The organism is Candidatus Laterigemmans baculatus, assembly GCF_010367455.1.
Lineage (GTDB): Bacteria > Planctomycetota > Planctomycetia > Pirellulales > Pirellulaceae > Laterigemmans > Laterigemmans baculatus.
Genome location: NZ_WRPR01000012.1, coordinates 73,174 through 88,831, shown reverse-complemented (window position 1 = coordinate 88,831; position 15,658 = coordinate 73,174). Strand labels below are relative to the sequence as shown.

The window sequence follows — 15,658 nt, the reverse complement described above, 5'->3', positions numbered from 1 at the left end:
CTGCCCGGATTTTATCGCCATAACTAATTGGTGCGACTGGATTTACCGTCGTTTGTCGCCGGGTAGTTTTATTTAACAGCAAAGCAACATATTCGTCAGGCCACCCCCCGGGAGGGTCGCGAGGAACGAGCGGGGAGGGCCGGTAGACGCTCGCGTGATGAGTGCGTGTAACCCTTTTTCCTCGACGAATTGGCTTGTTTTTTAACGGCTCAATCGAGAGTTCGTATCGAAACCCATTGCCCTCCCCGGGCCTAAGAGCCCGACCCTCCCGCAAGCGGGAGGGTGATGTTCTGACTCGCCGTTTCTACTTCTGGCGACCTTTTCCTCCGGGCTTTTCACCATCCCAGCCCGACCCTCCCCGGGGGGAGGGTGATGGTGAGGATCAGCGCCGTCGGCTCAGGGCTGTGCGATGCAGTAGAGGTGCGAGCTGCTTCGCAGCAGTAGTTCATCTCCGACCAGCGCGGGGGAGGCATCGACCGGCTCGCCGATGGAATTGGTCGCCAAGACTTCCAGCGCGTCGCCGTGCTTGATCACCACGGTCGTCCCATCGCGGCCGGTGAAGTAGATCCGCTCGGCAGCGGCGACCGGCGAGGCATAGAGCATGCGGATTCCAGGCAGACGTTGCTGGGGAATCACCACTTCACCCGTCTCCGCATCGATCGAAGTCACGATCGCGTTGTTGGCTTTCGTCAGGTAAAGCCGGCCTTTGTAGAGGGCGGCCGAGGGAACGTAGGGCGCTGCGTCTTCGCGGCTCCAAAGCACTTCAGCCGTATCGGTGACATCGCCGCGAGCCTCGAGCGAGATCGAATAGATCGCGTTGCCCCGGAAACCGGTCATGCAGATCACCGAATCGCGAAACCGGATCGGCGAGGGAATCGGGTTCTGGACCTGGCCGCCACACTCCCAGAGCAATTCCCCTGTGTTCAAGTCGTAGCTGCGGACTCGCGTGCCGTTGGTGATGACTTGCTTGCGTCCCTGGTACTCCGTGATCAGCGGAGTCGCCCAGGTCGTCCGCTCATCGCGCTCCGATTCCCACAGCGTCCTTCCGGAGTTGGCATCGAGAGCGATCACCGACGAGTCCCCTTCGTGGTCCCAAGGAATGATCAACACATCGCCATCGAGCGCCGGTGAACTTCCTTCGCCAAAGCCGGCCCGCGTCTCCATTTGTCCAAGATCGCGTTCCCACTGCTTATTGCCGTTCATGTCGAAGCAGAAGATTCCCCGCGACCCGAACGACACGAACAACCGTTTCCCGTCGGTGACCGGCGAAGAGGAAGCGAAACTGTTGGTCTCATGGCCGGGCTCGTGCGGAACCTCTTCGGCCGCCACCGTCCGCCAAATCTCCTCGCCGCTCTCCCGGTCATAGCAGAGCACGATGAACTGGTAATAGTGGTGGGGTGCCTCGGCTCGAGCACGTCCCCGCCTTCCACCTCCCGGGGCCTCCGGAGTCTCCTCCCGAGCCTCGGCCCGCGGCTCTTGCTGCCGGTCGGTTTTGAGAGCCGTGAGCAGGTAGACCCGCTCGCCCCAAACGATCGGCGAACCGCTCCCCTGCCCCGGCACGGCCACCTTCCACTTGACGTTCTTTTCCGGCCCCCACTCGATCGGCGGATTGGCCGTCTCGGACGCTCCATTCGCCTCCGGTCCCCGCCACTGGGGCCAATGTCCCCGTGATTCCTGAGCAGGGGCTTCTTGCGGCGAAATCCCGCCGGCAGCAACACTCCACAGGATCAATCCAGCAGCCAACACTCTCATCATTCCGGCCCTCCAGGCAGTGGGAACAGGGACATAGCTCGAAGCACTCAGCGGGGACGGGCGCGGGGCCAAGCGGTTTCCACGCCGTCGCTCCGCAGCTGCCGCTGGAACTGACTCAGCCGCGATCCGTTTTCGCGGATCGCGGCTGGCGTCTCTCCGACGCGGAGCGCGTAGGCCGCCACCGCTCCGGCCGCTTCGCCGATATTCCACTCGACCGGATGCAGCCGGTAGCAGCCATTGGTGATGTGCGTGACGCCCAGATTCTTGTTGCCGGCCAGCAGATTCGTCAGCCGCCGAGGGATCAGGGCGCCGAGCGGAATTTGGAACGGCAGCGAGCTGAGGTCGATGTAGTTGTCCCCTCCAGTGCTCGGATGCAGATCGATCCGATAGCTGCCGATGCCCACCGAGTCGCGGTAGTCGACGGCGGTCACTTCCTCGCGAGAAAGTCCGGTTTCTTCCATGCGGTAGTCGGTGCTCAGGTGCTGTTCGACGACGGTTTCCAGGGCCCGGATCCGCCGAGATTCGCGGATGTAAGGGTACTTGGCCAGCCCGTCGGAGGTATCGACCAGCCCGGGCCGCAGCCGCAGCCCCGGCCATCCGGTTCCGCCATCCGGTCGCGGTGCGTCGGTCTGCAGCCAGTACAGCAGCGAGAGGCTCAACTGCCGCGCCCCTTCGCGATGCCGAGCGGCTTCCTCGTCCGAGACCTCGAACAGATTGCCGAGCAGGTAGTCGTTTTGCGGCCAATTCACGAGTGAGATGCTGCCCGGATAACTTCCCTCGGTAAAGTTCGCTTTGTTGGCGATCCGGCGATAGAGCCACCATCCCGAAGCTTCTTTGGCAGGATCGAAGGCCAGCGTGCGCGGTTTGAGCGTCGCCGGATGGCTGTAGGTGAAATCGAACAGCTTCCCCGGCCACGGCGGATCGAGTTCGGGGACGAAGTCTTTCCAGAAATCGTACTGCTCGGGTTTGGCGATCGTGAACTCTTCTCCTGCGACGTATTCCATCGGAAAGCACCACGTGCAGGCTTGCATGTTCGCCGGCTGGGCTTCGCTCGGTGCGTGCGGTTCCCCCGTCTCGCTCTGCGACTCAAACCCAGTGACGTACTCACACTCGGTCAGCGGGAGCAGATCGCCCATCTCGGTCGCATCGACGAAGTAGGGCCCTGCGAGCGTGATCTGGCCTCCGTCCCGCAGGCTGCGACAGGTGACCGAACGGACGCGATCCCCTTCGACCTCGGCGGCCACGGGACGATGGTCCAGCAGGATCAACAATTGCCCGCTGCCGAGGTAGGAAGCGAACATCTCGTACAGCACGGCCACAGCGACTCGCGGCTCGTGGCACAACCGCGAGACGCTGCCGCCGCCGGGGTTTAAATGGGCTTGGGCTCGAGCCTCCGCGGTCAACGGGTAGTGCTCGCGATAGTAGTCGCGAATTCCCTGGCGAAGCGCTTGATAGCTGCGGGTCGCTCCGAACGACTCGATCCAGGGGTGTTCGTCGGGCGGCACGGCCTGGGCACTCAATTGCCCGCCGAGCCAGTCGGTTTCCTCGGTCAGAACCACGCGGTTTCCGGCCCGCAGCGCGGCCAAGGCGGCAGCACACCCACCGAGGCCGCCGCCGATGACAATCACGTCGGCGGTCAATTCCGAGGGCAGCCGGGCCTCCTGGCCGCGGAGCATGCCGCTCAGCAGCCCCCCCTGCAAAATCGCCGGCACCGATAGCCCCGCCCACCGAACAAATTCCCGTCGTCGCATCTCGTACCTTCTCCTGCTCTCATTCGATTAATCGGGCCACGGCTCAGGAGTTGCAGGGGGCGATCCGCTGCCCCACTTTCACTCACCCGGAAACCGTCACCCCCAAAGCCGTTCACTTCAAAGCCGTCGATCCAGCAGCAAACTCAGCCGCCCTTCTCCAACTTCTCTGCCACGAGGAACATCATAGCAGGCGGCGAGACGGCGGGGCGGGGCCTCCGTCACCCCTTTGGCAAAGCAAGCATCATGCTCGACCTGTGGTACAAGAACGCGGTGATCTACTGCCTCGATGTCGAGACCTACCACGATTCGGACCACGACGGAATCGGGGACTTCAACGGGCTGAACCACCGACTCGAGTACCTCTCGGGGCTCGGCGTCACCTGCCTGTGGCTGCTCCCCTTCTATCCCTCGCCGAACCGCGACAACGGCTACGACGTCGAAGACTACTACAACGTCGACCCGCGGCTGGGCCATCTGGGCGACTTCGTGGACTTCATGCACCAAGCCCGCGAGTTCGGCATGCGGGTGATCATCGATCTGGTCGTCAATCACACGTCGATCGATCACCCGTGGTTTCAGCAGGCGCGGAGTGACCCGGACTCCCCCTACCGCGACTTCTACGTCTGGAGCGAAAAAAAGCCGGCGGACCACGACGAAGGACTGATCTTCCCCGGCTTTCAGAAGTCAACCTGGACGTATGACCGCAAAGCCAAAGCGTACTACTTCCACCGCTTCTACGAGCACCAGGCGGAGCTGAACATCGCCAATCCGCGGGTCCGCGATGAAATTCGTAAGATCATGGGATTTTGGCTCGAACTCGGGGTCTCGGGATTTCGGATCGATGCCGCACCGTTTTTGATCGAGCTCAAAGCCCTCCACAACGTCGACGTTTCCGACCCGTTTGAGTATCTCGAAGAATTTCGCAACTACCTCTCATGGAGGCGCGGGGACGCCATTCTGCTCGCCGAAGCCAACGTCTCGGCCAGCGACGCCATCAAGTACTTTGGGGACGGGAACAAATGCCAGATGCTGTTTAACTTTTTGCTCAACCAACACGTGATGCTGTCCCTCGCTCGCGAAGAAGGCGGGCCGCTTTGCAAGGCATTGGAAGATTCTCCCGAGATCCCCCCGATGGCCCAATGGGCGAACTTCCTTCGTAACCACGACGAGCTCACGCTGAACGCGCTCGACGAGTCGCAACAGCAGGAGGTGTATGCGGAGTTCGCACCCGAAGAATCGATGAAGATCTACAATCGCGGCATTCGTCGACGCTTGCCCCCGATGGTCCAGGGCGACCAGCGCCGCCTGCAATTGTCGCACAGCGTGTTGCTCTCACTTCCCGGAACCCCCGTCATCCGCTATGGCGAGGAGATTGGGATGGGAGAAGACCTCTCGCTCCCCGAACGCAACAGCATCCGCACACCGATGCAATGGGCCAACAAACACAACGGGGGTTTCTCCTGCGCCGACCCCGACCAGCTCATTCGCCCGCCGGTCAGCGGAGGACCGTTCGGTTACGAGCAAGTCAATGTTGCCGCTCAACAGCGAGATCCCGACTCGCTGCTGAGCATCACCGAACGGATGATTCGAGTCCGCAAGGAGTGCCCTGAGATCGGCTGGGGAAAGTGTCGGACGCTGGAAACCCAAGACCGACAGATTACGGCCCATCAGTGCGAGTGGCGTGGCGAAAGCATCATCGTCGTCCACAACTTTGGTGAACGGTCGCGGACCATCCGACTCGACTTGCACAGCAAGGATGGCGAGCAGTTTATCGAATTGCTTTCCGACCAACCCTACGCCGAACTCGAGAGCCCCGCGGATCCCATAAAAATTTCGGGCTACGGATATCGCTGGTTCCGACTCGGAAGCGATCGTCGCTAGCTGGGACTACACCGAGCGTACCGGAGCGGATTCCGAAGCGGCCGGCATGTGCAGGAGGCTGAAGGTCAGGTCCCCCACCGGGTCGGAAAAAAACGCGACGGTGACCCGTACCCCGGCGCGGCCGGATTGCTGCTCGGGAGCTGCAAAGATCGACTCGATCGCTGGATTTTTTGAATCCTGCTTCACGAGGCTGCACAGCGTGATTCCTTCGCGAACGCCCGTCTCGATGAAGCCTGACATCTTCCGCCCTGCCGCGTGCTCGCGCGTCAGAGTCCCGCTCACCAGCACACCGGAAGCGGAGTTCCGGGGGAGCTGCGAATCCGCTGTCGCCTCGCTTCCCCCGATCAGCGCAGCGGCTAGCCCACCACCGGCGATGGATCGCAAGGCATGGCGGCGAATCATTTTCTCCATCGGATCTCACCTTTGCAGGACAAAGAAAAACTCATAGCGTCCGGGGACGCGTCTCATGGGATCGCTCGACGCGCCCCATCCCGGCGTTGGCCAGCAGGCAGCACTAGCCTCTGTCGTTCCGTTGCGAACGGGCTTCGGGTTCACCGACCGGTGGCAGCTGAACCGATTGAACGGCCGCTTTGGGAGAGGCGGGACCGAGCTGCGGCTTTTCACCCAGGGGACGCATCCGCACCGTCTTAAACTGGCCGTTTCCATCGACCGATTCGCCGTCGGACCAGCGTCCCTCGGGCACCGGTACCGAATCGTCTTTTCCAAACACCATGAACGTGTAATTGACGTCCTGGTTTTCCTGTTCTTGTGGGAACGAAGTGGGGATCGGATGGGCGTCTTTCCCACCGAGCTCTTCCCATGCCGCCAGCCACTGGTTCTGGTGCATCGTGTCGCGGGCGACCAGATAGGCCAGCATATCCTTCATGCCCGGGTCGTCCGTCATTTTGTACAACTGGGTCGCCAGCATCCGGCCGGTCGACTCAGCAGTCACGTTCGCCATCATGTCCGCCGCGGGATTTCCCGTGGCGTAAACGTGCGAGCAGTTAAAGGGCACGCCCTCGCTGTCGACCGGCATCGCAGCCATACAAGTCGAAATGACGTGGCGGACGTTCATCCCGCCCAGCGTGGCGTAGACGATAGGATCTTTAGCCGCCTCCTCCATCTCCAGCGGCGCCCCTTCCAGATTCAATGCCACCGCGGTGGCGAGCATTTCAATATGGCCGAGCTCCTCTGTCCCCGTCTCGAGCAGCAGATCCCGGTATTTGCTCGGCCCCCGTGCTCCCCAAGCCTGAAATAGGTACTGCAGGGCGACGCGGATCTCGCCTTCGATTCCGCCGATGGCTTGTTGAAGCGCCTTGGCGAACAGCGGATTGGGTTTCTCGACCCGCACCGGATACTGCAGCTTCCCGCCGTCGTGATAGAACATAATCCCGGAAATCCTAAGCGCGTGGAGCATTGGCGAATGGAGCGTCCGCCACGAACAGCCCGTGGCGGGGCACTGTAGCGCTCGCATCCACTCTGTCCACTCCGCGAAGTTCGAATCTTCCGTGAAAATTCTCGAACGAGGGGAGGACTGCCGGGCCGGACTCACGCCGGCGGTAGACTCTCGCTGAGCAACCGAAGAAAGTTGCCGCTGAAAATGTTGTCGATGTCCGCTTCGGCATAACCGCGGTCCGCGAGCAAACCGCCGAGACGTTGGAGGTCGGCGATCGAATTCAAATCGCCCGGCGTCTGCTCGGTTCCGAAACCGCCGTCGAGATCGCTTCCGATCCCGGCGTGCAGCGCATCGCCGGCCAATTGGCAGACATGGTCGATGTGGTCGACGACGTCCTTGAGCCCCGTCCCGGCTGGATCGGTTTGGCCTTTGACCCACCCGGGGCTGAGCATCCACGCGTCCAGCGGAGCGCCGATCACGCCCCCTCGGGCGCAAAGGCGGCGGATCTGCTCATCGGTCAGCTGACGATCGCCAGGAACCAGCGAGCGGCAGGCATGGTGGCTGGCCCAGACCGGACCCTCGTACAACGTGAGCGCTTCCTCCATGCTCTCATCGCTCAGGTGCGTCACATCCAAGCAGACGCCGAGCCGTTGCATCTCCGCGACGAGCGCTCGTCCAGCGTCGGTCAGCGGCCCCTCGGTCGCCGTGCCGCTCGCATAATGACTTCGCCCGTAGTGCGCCGGCTCGATCGCCCGCAGTCCGAGATCCCACCACTGCTCGAGCGTCTCGGGCGCCATCACCGGATCGGCCCCCTCCATCGACAGAATGACCCCGATCGGCAGATCGGCGTAGCTCGATGCCGCCTCCCACCGCTGCCAATGCCGCTGCAGTTCTTCGCGGGTGCGGAGCATCGCGATTTCGCCCGTCGCTTCCCAGTGACGGTAGCAGGCATATTGACCGTGGGCGGCGGCATAACAGCCCAGCCGCGTGGCGTAGTCGAGCTCTTTGCGCAAATAGGAAGTCTGCCGCTGATGCTCCGGACCACTGCGCGCCAACAGCGTGCCAATGCAGACGGCGATGCCTGCCTTCCGCATTTCCGGAAACGTCACCGTCCCCCGTCCGCGAAAACGTCCATCTTGCATGTTCGACTCAGCCGCCCGCACTTCGTCGAGCGAGAGCGTCAGGTCGCGGTCAAAGGAGGCGGTATTCCAGGCGAGGTCCAGGTGCGCGTCAAAGATCAATCGCATCGCAGGCATTTCACAGAAGTCGGGACACAGGAGGGGGCAGGACACAGGAGGGGGCAGGACACCGGAGGGGGCGGGACACCGGAGGGCAGGGTCAGGCAAGAATATCACGAATGACGTTGCCGTGAACATCGGTCAGCCGAAAGTCGCGGCCCGCGTAGCGATAGGTTAACCTCTGATGATCCAGCCCGAGTGCATGCAGAATCGTCGCGTGCAAGTCGTGGACGCTCGTCGGCCGGTCGACCGCCTTGAATCCGAATTCGTCGGTCCCGCCGTAGACCGTTCCCCCTTTGATCCCGCCGCCCGCCATCCAGACCGTAAACCCGTAATGGTTATGGTCGCGGCCGAGCTTCGGATTGCCATCGCCGCCGAGTTCCACGGTCGGCGTGCGACCGAATTCACCACCCCACAGCACCAACGTGTCCTCGAGCATCCCTCGCTGTTTGAGATCGCTCAGCAGTGCGGCGATCGGCTGATCGATCTGGCCCGCCAAGCGGCGATGGTTGTCCTCGATATTCTCATGGTTGTCCCACGGTTGTCCTGCTCCATGCCAAAGCTGCACATAGCGAACGCCCCGTTCGAGCAAGCGGCGAGCGATCAGCGTTTGGCGACCGTGCACTTCGGTCCCATACATTTCCTGGATGTAAGCCGGCTCGCGGGAAAGGTCGAACGCTTCGGCCGCATCATGCTGCATGCGAAAAGCCAACTCATAAGCATGAATTCTCGCTTCCAGCCGGTCATCGGTCCGCTCCGAGAGGTGCCTTGCATTCCACTGGGCAAGCAAATCCAGTTGGCGGCGCTGGTCCGCCGTGGAGACGTGGGGATGTTCGATGTTTTCGATCAGCCGCCTGAACTCGCGATGCTGAGAGTCGACATAGGTGCCTTGAAAAACTCCAGGCAAAAACGCCGATTGCCAGTTTTCGGTGTCCTTGATCGGCAGCCCACCGGGACACATGGCGATGAAGCCGGGCAGATTCTGATTCTCCGTCCCGAGTCCATACATGACCCAGGCCCCCATGCTCGGCCGGGGCTGGACCGAGTCTCCGCAGTTCATCAACATCAACGACGGCTCGTGGTTCGGTACCTGAGCATACATCGAGCGGACGACGGCGATCTCATCGATGTGCTGGGCCGTGCGTGAGAACAATTCGCTGACTTCGATCCCCGACTCGCCATACCGCCGAAACTTAAACGGCGAAGGAAACGCGGCTCCCGTTTTCCGCTCCGTCGTCAGCGTCTCCCCGAGCGGCTGACCCGCATACTTTGCCAGAGCCGGCTTGGGATCGAAGGTGTCGACGTGCGAAGGGCCTCCATTGAGAAAGAAATGGATCACCCGTTTTGCCTTCCCCGGAAAGTGCGGCGAGCGCACCTCGAGCGGTCCTCCACCGGCTTGGTCACTCTCCGCGATCAGCCGTCCCTCATCACCGATCACGCTCCACAAGCCGAGGGCCCCGATTCCGAGCCCTGAGCGCCGGAGCAAATCGCGGCGACTGCTCAGGCCAAGCCAGTCAGGACTTGGAGCTGTGGGTTTGGACATCGTCTTCAGGCTCCGTTGGCAGGGCTCAGTCGACAAACAAAAACTCGTTGGTGCACAACAGAATCTGGGCGAGCTGCTCCCAGGCACTGAGTCGCTGCACGTGGTCCGCAACAAAATCCTCGCTCGAATCCCACGCCGGCCGCGGTTCCGAAGCCGCGGAGGTGCCGACTGCCGCGAGACCAGGATCGGAAACCAACGCTTCTAATTGTATTTTCCAAACGTACTGATCGCTGTTCAGGACGTTCCCAATGTCCACCACAAAGTCGATCGTTTCTCCCGCCTCGACGTCCAGACGATCGATCGTCAGCTCGACTTCCTGTTGATGGATCTCCGCGTCTTTCAATCGTCCAGCGCGGGAACTGACGACGAAAGCACGGATACCGTCTCCGGCCGCCGCCTCGTGTTTGAGGTGAGACCGAAGCGTGATCGCCATCGACCTTGGGGCGGTCCAGCGACGAATGCTGGCGTGCTTGCGATCGTTGCCGGGATGGCCTCCCTCGGCGGTCAACTGCACCCAGCCGAGCTTCGGGTCCGGCCATGCCGGGCTACCCTGCCACGCGGTCCCAGTAAAGTGCGGCAGCGGTTGAAAATCGGCGACTCGCTCGCTTGCCGCATCGAATTCTCCGTAACCGTACTGCCAATCCTTCGCAGTCAGCGAAGCCTTGGGGGATGGTTCCGATGCGAGCGCACGGACCAGCTCCAGGGCCTCGCGTCTCTCTCGCGATGAGGGCTCGCGCTGCAACACCCGTTCGAAGAGGTACTCGATCGCTGCCGACTCGTCCTCGACATCCGCTCCCGAAGCCAATTTTTTGGCATGTTCGATCACCAGCGGGTGATTGAGAAAGAACAGCGATTGCTGAGGAACGGTCGTCTCACTTCGCTGGGGAATGTGAAGATCCGGATTGGCAAAATCGAACACCCGCAGCGAAGTCGGCAAAAATTGCCGGTCGACCAGTCCGTATAAGGATCTGCGAGCGGGATACGGAGCCGTAAACATCTCGACCGGCTTTCCGCCAATCTCCAAGTCGAGTGCGCGCGACGCAGTGAGCAACGAATCGCGGAACTCTTCGAAGCTCAGCCGATGCGGATTCATCCTCCATAGCAGTCGGTTCTGCGGATCCACACGCTCGGCGTCCAGCCAACTTTCCGAAGGATTTGGCTGCTTCGACGCCTGTCGGAACGTGGATGACAATAAGATCCAGCGATGCAGCTTTTTTAGACTCCAGCCTTCGGCGACAAATCTCGCGGCGAGGTAATCGAGCAGCTCGGGATGCGAGGGTTTCTCCGCGCGGGTTCCGAAATCGCTCGGTGTCGAAACCAGTCCTTGGCCGAAGTGATGTGTCCACACTCGATTGACGAGAACTCGCGCCGTGAGCGGATTGGTGGGACTGGCAATCGCCGCGGCCAACTCATAACGGCCGCTCCCTTTCTGAAAGGGCTGGCGGGATTCACCAGACAGAATCTCCAAGAATTGTCGCGGAACCTCGGCCCCTTTGTTGGCCGGATTGCCGCGGCGAAAGATGCGTGGCTCGACGGGAACCGGGCGATCGACCAGCGTCAACGCATAAGGAATCGGCAGCTCGGCGGCGATGATCCAACGATCGACGTCACCCTGCAGCTTCCACAACTCCGTGCAGGTCGCCGAGTCGAACAAATCTTCGGTATGCACGATCGGTTCGTCGGGCACTTCGCACGGTGATCCAGTCCCGTAGAGGACGCGGCGGATTTTTTCCGCTGCCGGATCGGCCAGCCCGACCGGAGAATCTCCGCCACTCGCCGCTGCGTCTTTCACAAGAGTCTGCCAGCGGCTCTCGACCTCTCCCAGCAAGGCCGCATAGCGATCGACCACTTCGCCGAACGATTGTGGCGGAGTTTCGAAGGCCGCCAACACTTCGCGGTTGACGGCGGACTCGGGCGAGTTTTGGAGTTGCTCGGTGACAGCGACCGCTTCCTCCGCAAAGGCCGCTGTCGCAAGATCGCGGTAGGCATGCCAGGCAGCGAAGACCGGATCCCCGCGATGCTTGGCGCTGCGGAGATAGGTATCCCAGCGGCGGACCAGTGCCGGTAAGAGATCGTCTTTCTGTAGAATCTGGTCAAAGCCGTCGTTGGGATACTTTTCCAGTTCCGTTTGAGCGCGGAGGTACTCTCCCACGCGCCGCCGGGCGAGCGCTGAAAATTCCGCGCGGCTTTCCGCGGTCCGCGAAGCCAGCTTCTGTCGACGCGTTTCCAGTTCGCGCGCGAACTCCGAATCGGGCTCCGGTTCCGCCAGCGGCACGACCCTTTCGGCCGAGCTGTCAAATACCCCGTACAGCGAATAATAGTCGGCGGTTGGAATAGGATCGTACTTATGGTTGTGGCAGCGGGCACAGCCAACGGTCAGTCCCATCGTGCCGCGGGTCACGACATCGATGCGATCGTCAATGATGTCATGCTCAACCCCCAAAAACCGCCGCCCCAAGGTCAGAAATCCCATCGCCGCCAAATCGCCTTGCTCGCGATCCTCCACCTGATCGGCGGCAATCTGCAGCATTAGAAACCGGTCATAAGGCAAATCTTGATTCAGCGCCGCGACCACCCAGTCGCGATACGCCCACGCGTGAACCCAAAACCGTTCTTCCCGGGCGTAGACGTATCCTTTGGTATCCGAATAGCGAGCCACATCGAGCCAGTGCCGCGTCCAGTGCTCCCCATAGCGTGGTGAATCGAGCAGACGCTCAATCAAATGCTCGTAAGCCTGGGGATCGGAACTGCGAATAAATTCCTCCGTCTCCTCCGGGGAAGGGGGGAGTCCGGTCACGGCGTAGCTGGCGCGGCGGATCAGCGTCCGGCGGTCCGCTTCGGGCGATGGCTCCAGATCGGCCGCCTCGAGTCTAGCCAGTACGAAAGCATCGACGGCAGTCCGCACCCAGTCGCTCCGCTCCGGTACCGGAACTGGAGGCTCCGCGACCGCTTGAAACGCCCAGTGCTCGTCGGCCGCGGCAGCCTCCGCGGCCCCGGCGTGACTTGATCCCGCGCCCGCAGCGTCCTTTCCGCCAGGCCGCCGGTCACTCGCCGGCCAGTAAGCTCCGCCGTTGACCCACGCGACCAAGGCATCGATCTGCTGCGGCTCGAGCGGTTCGTCCGGCGGCATCTCCAATCCGCCTTGGTGGCGGATCGCTTGGATCACGAGGCTCGAGGCGGCATCGCCGGGGACGACCGCGGGGCCGGAATCGCCCCCGGTGAGCAGTCCCTGCAGCGAGTCGACACGAAGCCCCGCCTCCTGCTCTTCGCCGTGGCAGGGGGCGCAGTGCTCGAGCAAGACCGGCCGCACCTGGTTCTCAAAGAACCGTTCAGAGGCTGAGATGGCAGCTGCATTGGCGGCCGCATCCGCTGCATCCTCGGCCGCGACTGCCGGGAGGCTCAGCAGCCACAGCAATCCGCAGAGCCAACTGACTCGAGAGGAAATCCAGGCATTCACGTTCCGGCTCAGGCTTGGAGCAATTTTTCTAACACCGGCTCCATCGCCTCGGCATGTCGGTAAAAACCGAGATCCGAAGGATGAGAGCCATCGGTCGTGTCGTCGCGATCGTCACCGAGCAGGGTTTCGCCGTTGAGGTAGGCGATCTTCTTCATCCCCGCATCGACGACTGCATTGTACGCAGCTCGCAACGCCGCGCGGCTCGATTCGTGACGCTGCTGGCGATCGGGCAGGAACGGAGCATTGGTGTAGGTGCGATCTTCGACGAGCAGGATCGGCGTTTCCGGCCGTGCGGCGCGAAGCTGGCGGACCAGCGGTTCGGCCCGCTCGGCCACCTCTTCGCCGTTCATATTCGGCAAGCAGTCGATCACATACACCGCTGGATCCAGCTCACAGAGAAACTCGCCCACTTCGGCTTCCATTTTCCCATTGCCGGAAAAACCGAGATTGATCACCGGGCGATTCAGGCGACGACCGAGAATCGCCGGGTGGGGCATCCCCGGACGCGATGCACAGGCGCCGTGGGTGATCGACGTCCCATAGAACACGATCGGCTTCTCTTGCCGCGGCTCGATCGGAGCGAACTTCGCACCCTCGGGCACGCCGACTCTCAAATACTCGGTCCCGTTGTACAGCGGCAGATAGAGCGTATAGCCGCGCTCTCCGGGCGCGATCCCGGAGATCAAACTGGTGTTGATCGTCTGGGCAGCCGGCCGGGACACCGAGAGCCACTTCCAATCCCCTTCCGCGTCGTCGGCGTACAGGTCGACTCCGCTGACACCGGTCGCAGGCATGTGGGGCATGTCCAAGCGATCGGAGGTCACTTGATAATCGACGAATATCTCATCCGCGTCGGTTTGAAACCGCGTGAGCATTCCCGCGGAATGACGACTGAGACTCCAGACCGCGTCGCGGACTCGACCTTTGGCGCGGGCTGGCAAGCGGTCGTAGTACTTTTCGGTATCCGCCCACCCCTTTCCCTCCACGCCCCAGTCGCGGACGTCGTGCCAAGCGATCTTCTTCGAGGCCGGCGGGTCTTGAGCGAAAGCGGGAGCCACCCCGGCCACTCCGGCCGCCCCGGCCACTCCGGCCGCAGTCGTAGCGAAACGGAGAAACCGACGACGATCCAAAAATAAACTCATGGGGTGATCTCCAAGGTGGTTACCGGCCAGCCGGCGGGCCGCAAGGGGCACGGGCGACCGGGGCAAAGGGACGGGCTACAGTCAGACGGCAGACGGACTACAATCATAAACGACCTTCACGCCCTTCGCGGCAGTCGCGCTGGATCGGCTTGCGAAGCGAGGTCGTTCGCCGCACCCGCGACACCGCCTGCACTGGAATTCGAAGAGATATGCGAGCTTGGCCCTCGAAGTGGAAAACCGTTCCTATCGCCGCGATCGTTGTCGCCGCGACCGCCGCGGCGCCGTGCCGCACGTACGCCCAAACCTCTGCCCAGCAGCCCGCACCTGCCCTACAGCCCGCATCTGAGGCCGCTCGCGACGAAGCGAAGTCCCCGGAGCAAGCGGCCGCGACGACTGCCTGGGAACGGATTGCTCCAGCGTTCGACGTCCCCGAAAAGTGGGAAGGCGAATTTGGCTCCTTCCGCAGCCCGCTGCGTTTTCTCGACGGGTCGGTGGTCCAGAATGCCGACGATTGGGCTCGCCGCCGACAGGAGATTTTGGACCAGTGGCATGGATTGATGGGTCAGTGGCCGCCGCTGATCCAAGACCAGCAACTGGAGGTCCTCGAGGAGGAGCAGCGGGACGGCATCCGGCAGCTCCGCGTCCGCTTCCAGTGGACGCCGCAGGAGAAGACGACCGGCTACTTGCTGATTCCCCCGGGAGATGGCCCCCGGCCGGCGGTGGTCACCGTGTTCTACGAGCCGGAGACGTCGATCGGACTCGGCAAAGAAAATCGCGACTACGGCTGGCAGCTCGCCCAGCGGGGCTTCGTCGTGTTGTCGATCGGGACGACCGAAGCGACGGCCGCTCGCACCTACTCGCTCTACCATCCGAGCATCGAGAATGCGGAGGTCCAGCCGCTGTCGATGCTGGCCTACGCCGCAGCCAATGCCTGGCATGTGCTCGCCAATCGGCCGGAAGTCGATGCGGAGCGGATTGGCATCGTCGGCCACTCGTTCGGCGGCAAGTGGGCGATGTTCGCTTCCTGCCTGTTTGAGAAATTCGCCTGCGCCGCCTGGTCGGACCCTGGCATCACTTTCAGCAGCACGCGGCCGAGCATCAATTATTGGGAACCGTGGTACCTCGGTTACCATCCCAAGCCGTGGCGGCGGCGAGGCTTGATCACGTCCGACAACCCGGCGCAGGGTTTGTACCCTCGCCTGGTCGCCGAAGGCCGCGACCTGCATGAACTCCACGCGCTGATGGCCCCGCGGCCGTTTCTCGTTTCCGGCGGCGCGGAAGATCCTCCGGAGCGATGGATGGCGCTGAACCACACGATCGCAGTCAACGATGTGCTCGGCTACGAAAACCGCGTCGGGATGACCAATCGCCCCGAGCACTCGCCGAACCCCGAAGCCAACGAAGTCGTGTACTCGTTCTTCGAGCACTTCCTGATGGACGCCCCGACGAAATCGGCCAAACGCTAGCCCGACTGATGCATCAGCCGCCGGGCGCTAGC

The 15,658-nt window shown here is 62.3% G+C and carries 10 protein-coding genes; 2 read left to right on the top strand and 8 right to left on the bottom strand.

All coding sequences use genetic code 11. The features are described 5' to 3' along the window. Positions 1-396 precede the first annotated feature (396 nt). Together GNK13_RS02400 and GNK13_RS02395 are read right to left on the bottom strand one after the other, a co-directional pair. The gene (locus GNK13_RS02400) at positions 397-1,752 is read right to left on the bottom strand and encodes a PQQ-binding-like beta-propeller repeat protein (RefSeq protein ID WP_164100842.1); all 1,356 of its coding nucleotides are present in this window, start codon (positions 1,750-1,752) and stop codon (positions 397-399) included. A gap of 47 nt (positions 1,753-1,799) precedes the next feature. Continuing rightward, complete coding sequence (locus GNK13_RS02395) at positions 1,800-3,503, bottom strand: FAD-dependent oxidoreductase (protein ID WP_164100841.1); 1,704 nt, start codon at positions 3,501-3,503, stop codon at positions 1,800-1,802. A gap of 243 nt (positions 3,504-3,746) precedes the next feature. On the opposite strand from GNK13_RS02395, the gene GNK13_RS02390 reads away from it, so the two are divergent. Then, positions 3,747-5,384 carry an alpha-amylase family protein gene (locus tag GNK13_RS02390; RefSeq protein WP_164100840.1) on the top strand — a complete coding sequence of 546 codons (1,638 nt, stop codon included), beginning with the start codon at positions 3,747-3,749 and terminating at the stop codon, positions 5,382-5,384. A 6-nt stretch (positions 5,385-5,390) separates the two neighbouring features. Here the strand turns inward: GNK13_RS02390 and GNK13_RS02385 are convergent, their stop codons facing one another. From GNK13_RS02385 to GNK13_RS02360, 6 genes are all read right to left on the bottom strand, one after another. Beyond that, complete coding sequence (locus GNK13_RS02385; RefSeq protein ID WP_164100839.1) at positions 5,391-5,795, bottom strand: hypothetical protein; 405 nt, start codon at positions 5,793-5,795, stop codon at positions 5,391-5,393. A gap of 103 nt (positions 5,796-5,898) precedes the next feature. Next, positions 5,899-6,771 (bottom strand): manganese catalase family protein, encoded by an 873-nt coding sequence (locus GNK13_RS02380; protein ID WP_164100838.1) that lies wholly within the window; start codon positions 6,769-6,771, stop codon positions 5,899-5,901. Positions 6,772-6,932: 161 nt separating this feature from the next. Further along, a complete protein-coding gene (locus GNK13_RS02375; protein WP_164100837.1) occupies positions 6,933-8,027 on the bottom strand; it encodes a dipeptidase in 1,095 nt (364 codons plus the stop codon). Between the two features lie 91 nt (positions 8,028-8,118). Then, the gene (locus GNK13_RS02370; protein ID WP_164100836.1) at positions 8,119-9,561 is read right to left on the bottom strand and encodes a DUF1501 domain-containing protein; all 1,443 of its coding nucleotides are present in this window, start codon (positions 9,559-9,561) and stop codon (positions 8,119-8,121) included. Positions 9,562-9,586: 25 nt separating this feature from the next. Beyond that, complete coding sequence (locus GNK13_RS02365; RefSeq protein WP_235934725.1) at positions 9,587-13,018, bottom strand: PSD1 and planctomycete cytochrome C domain-containing protein; 3,432 nt, start codon at positions 13,016-13,018, stop codon at positions 9,587-9,589. Positions 13,019-13,026: 8 nt separating this feature from the next. Then, on the bottom strand, positions 13,027-14,160 hold the full coding sequence (locus GNK13_RS02360) for an SGNH/GDSL hydrolase family protein (RefSeq protein WP_164100835.1): 1,134 nt from the start codon (positions 14,158-14,160) through the stop codon (positions 13,027-13,029). A 209-nt stretch (positions 14,161-14,369) separates the two neighbouring features. Here GNK13_RS02360 and GNK13_RS02355 point away from each other — a divergent pair, with 209 nt between their 5' ends. Next, positions 14,370-15,626 (top strand): dienelactone hydrolase family protein, encoded by a 1,257-nt coding sequence (locus tag GNK13_RS02355; RefSeq protein ID WP_164100834.1) that lies wholly within the window; start codon positions 14,370-14,372, stop codon positions 15,624-15,626. Positions 15,627-15,658: the final 32 nt, after the last annotated feature.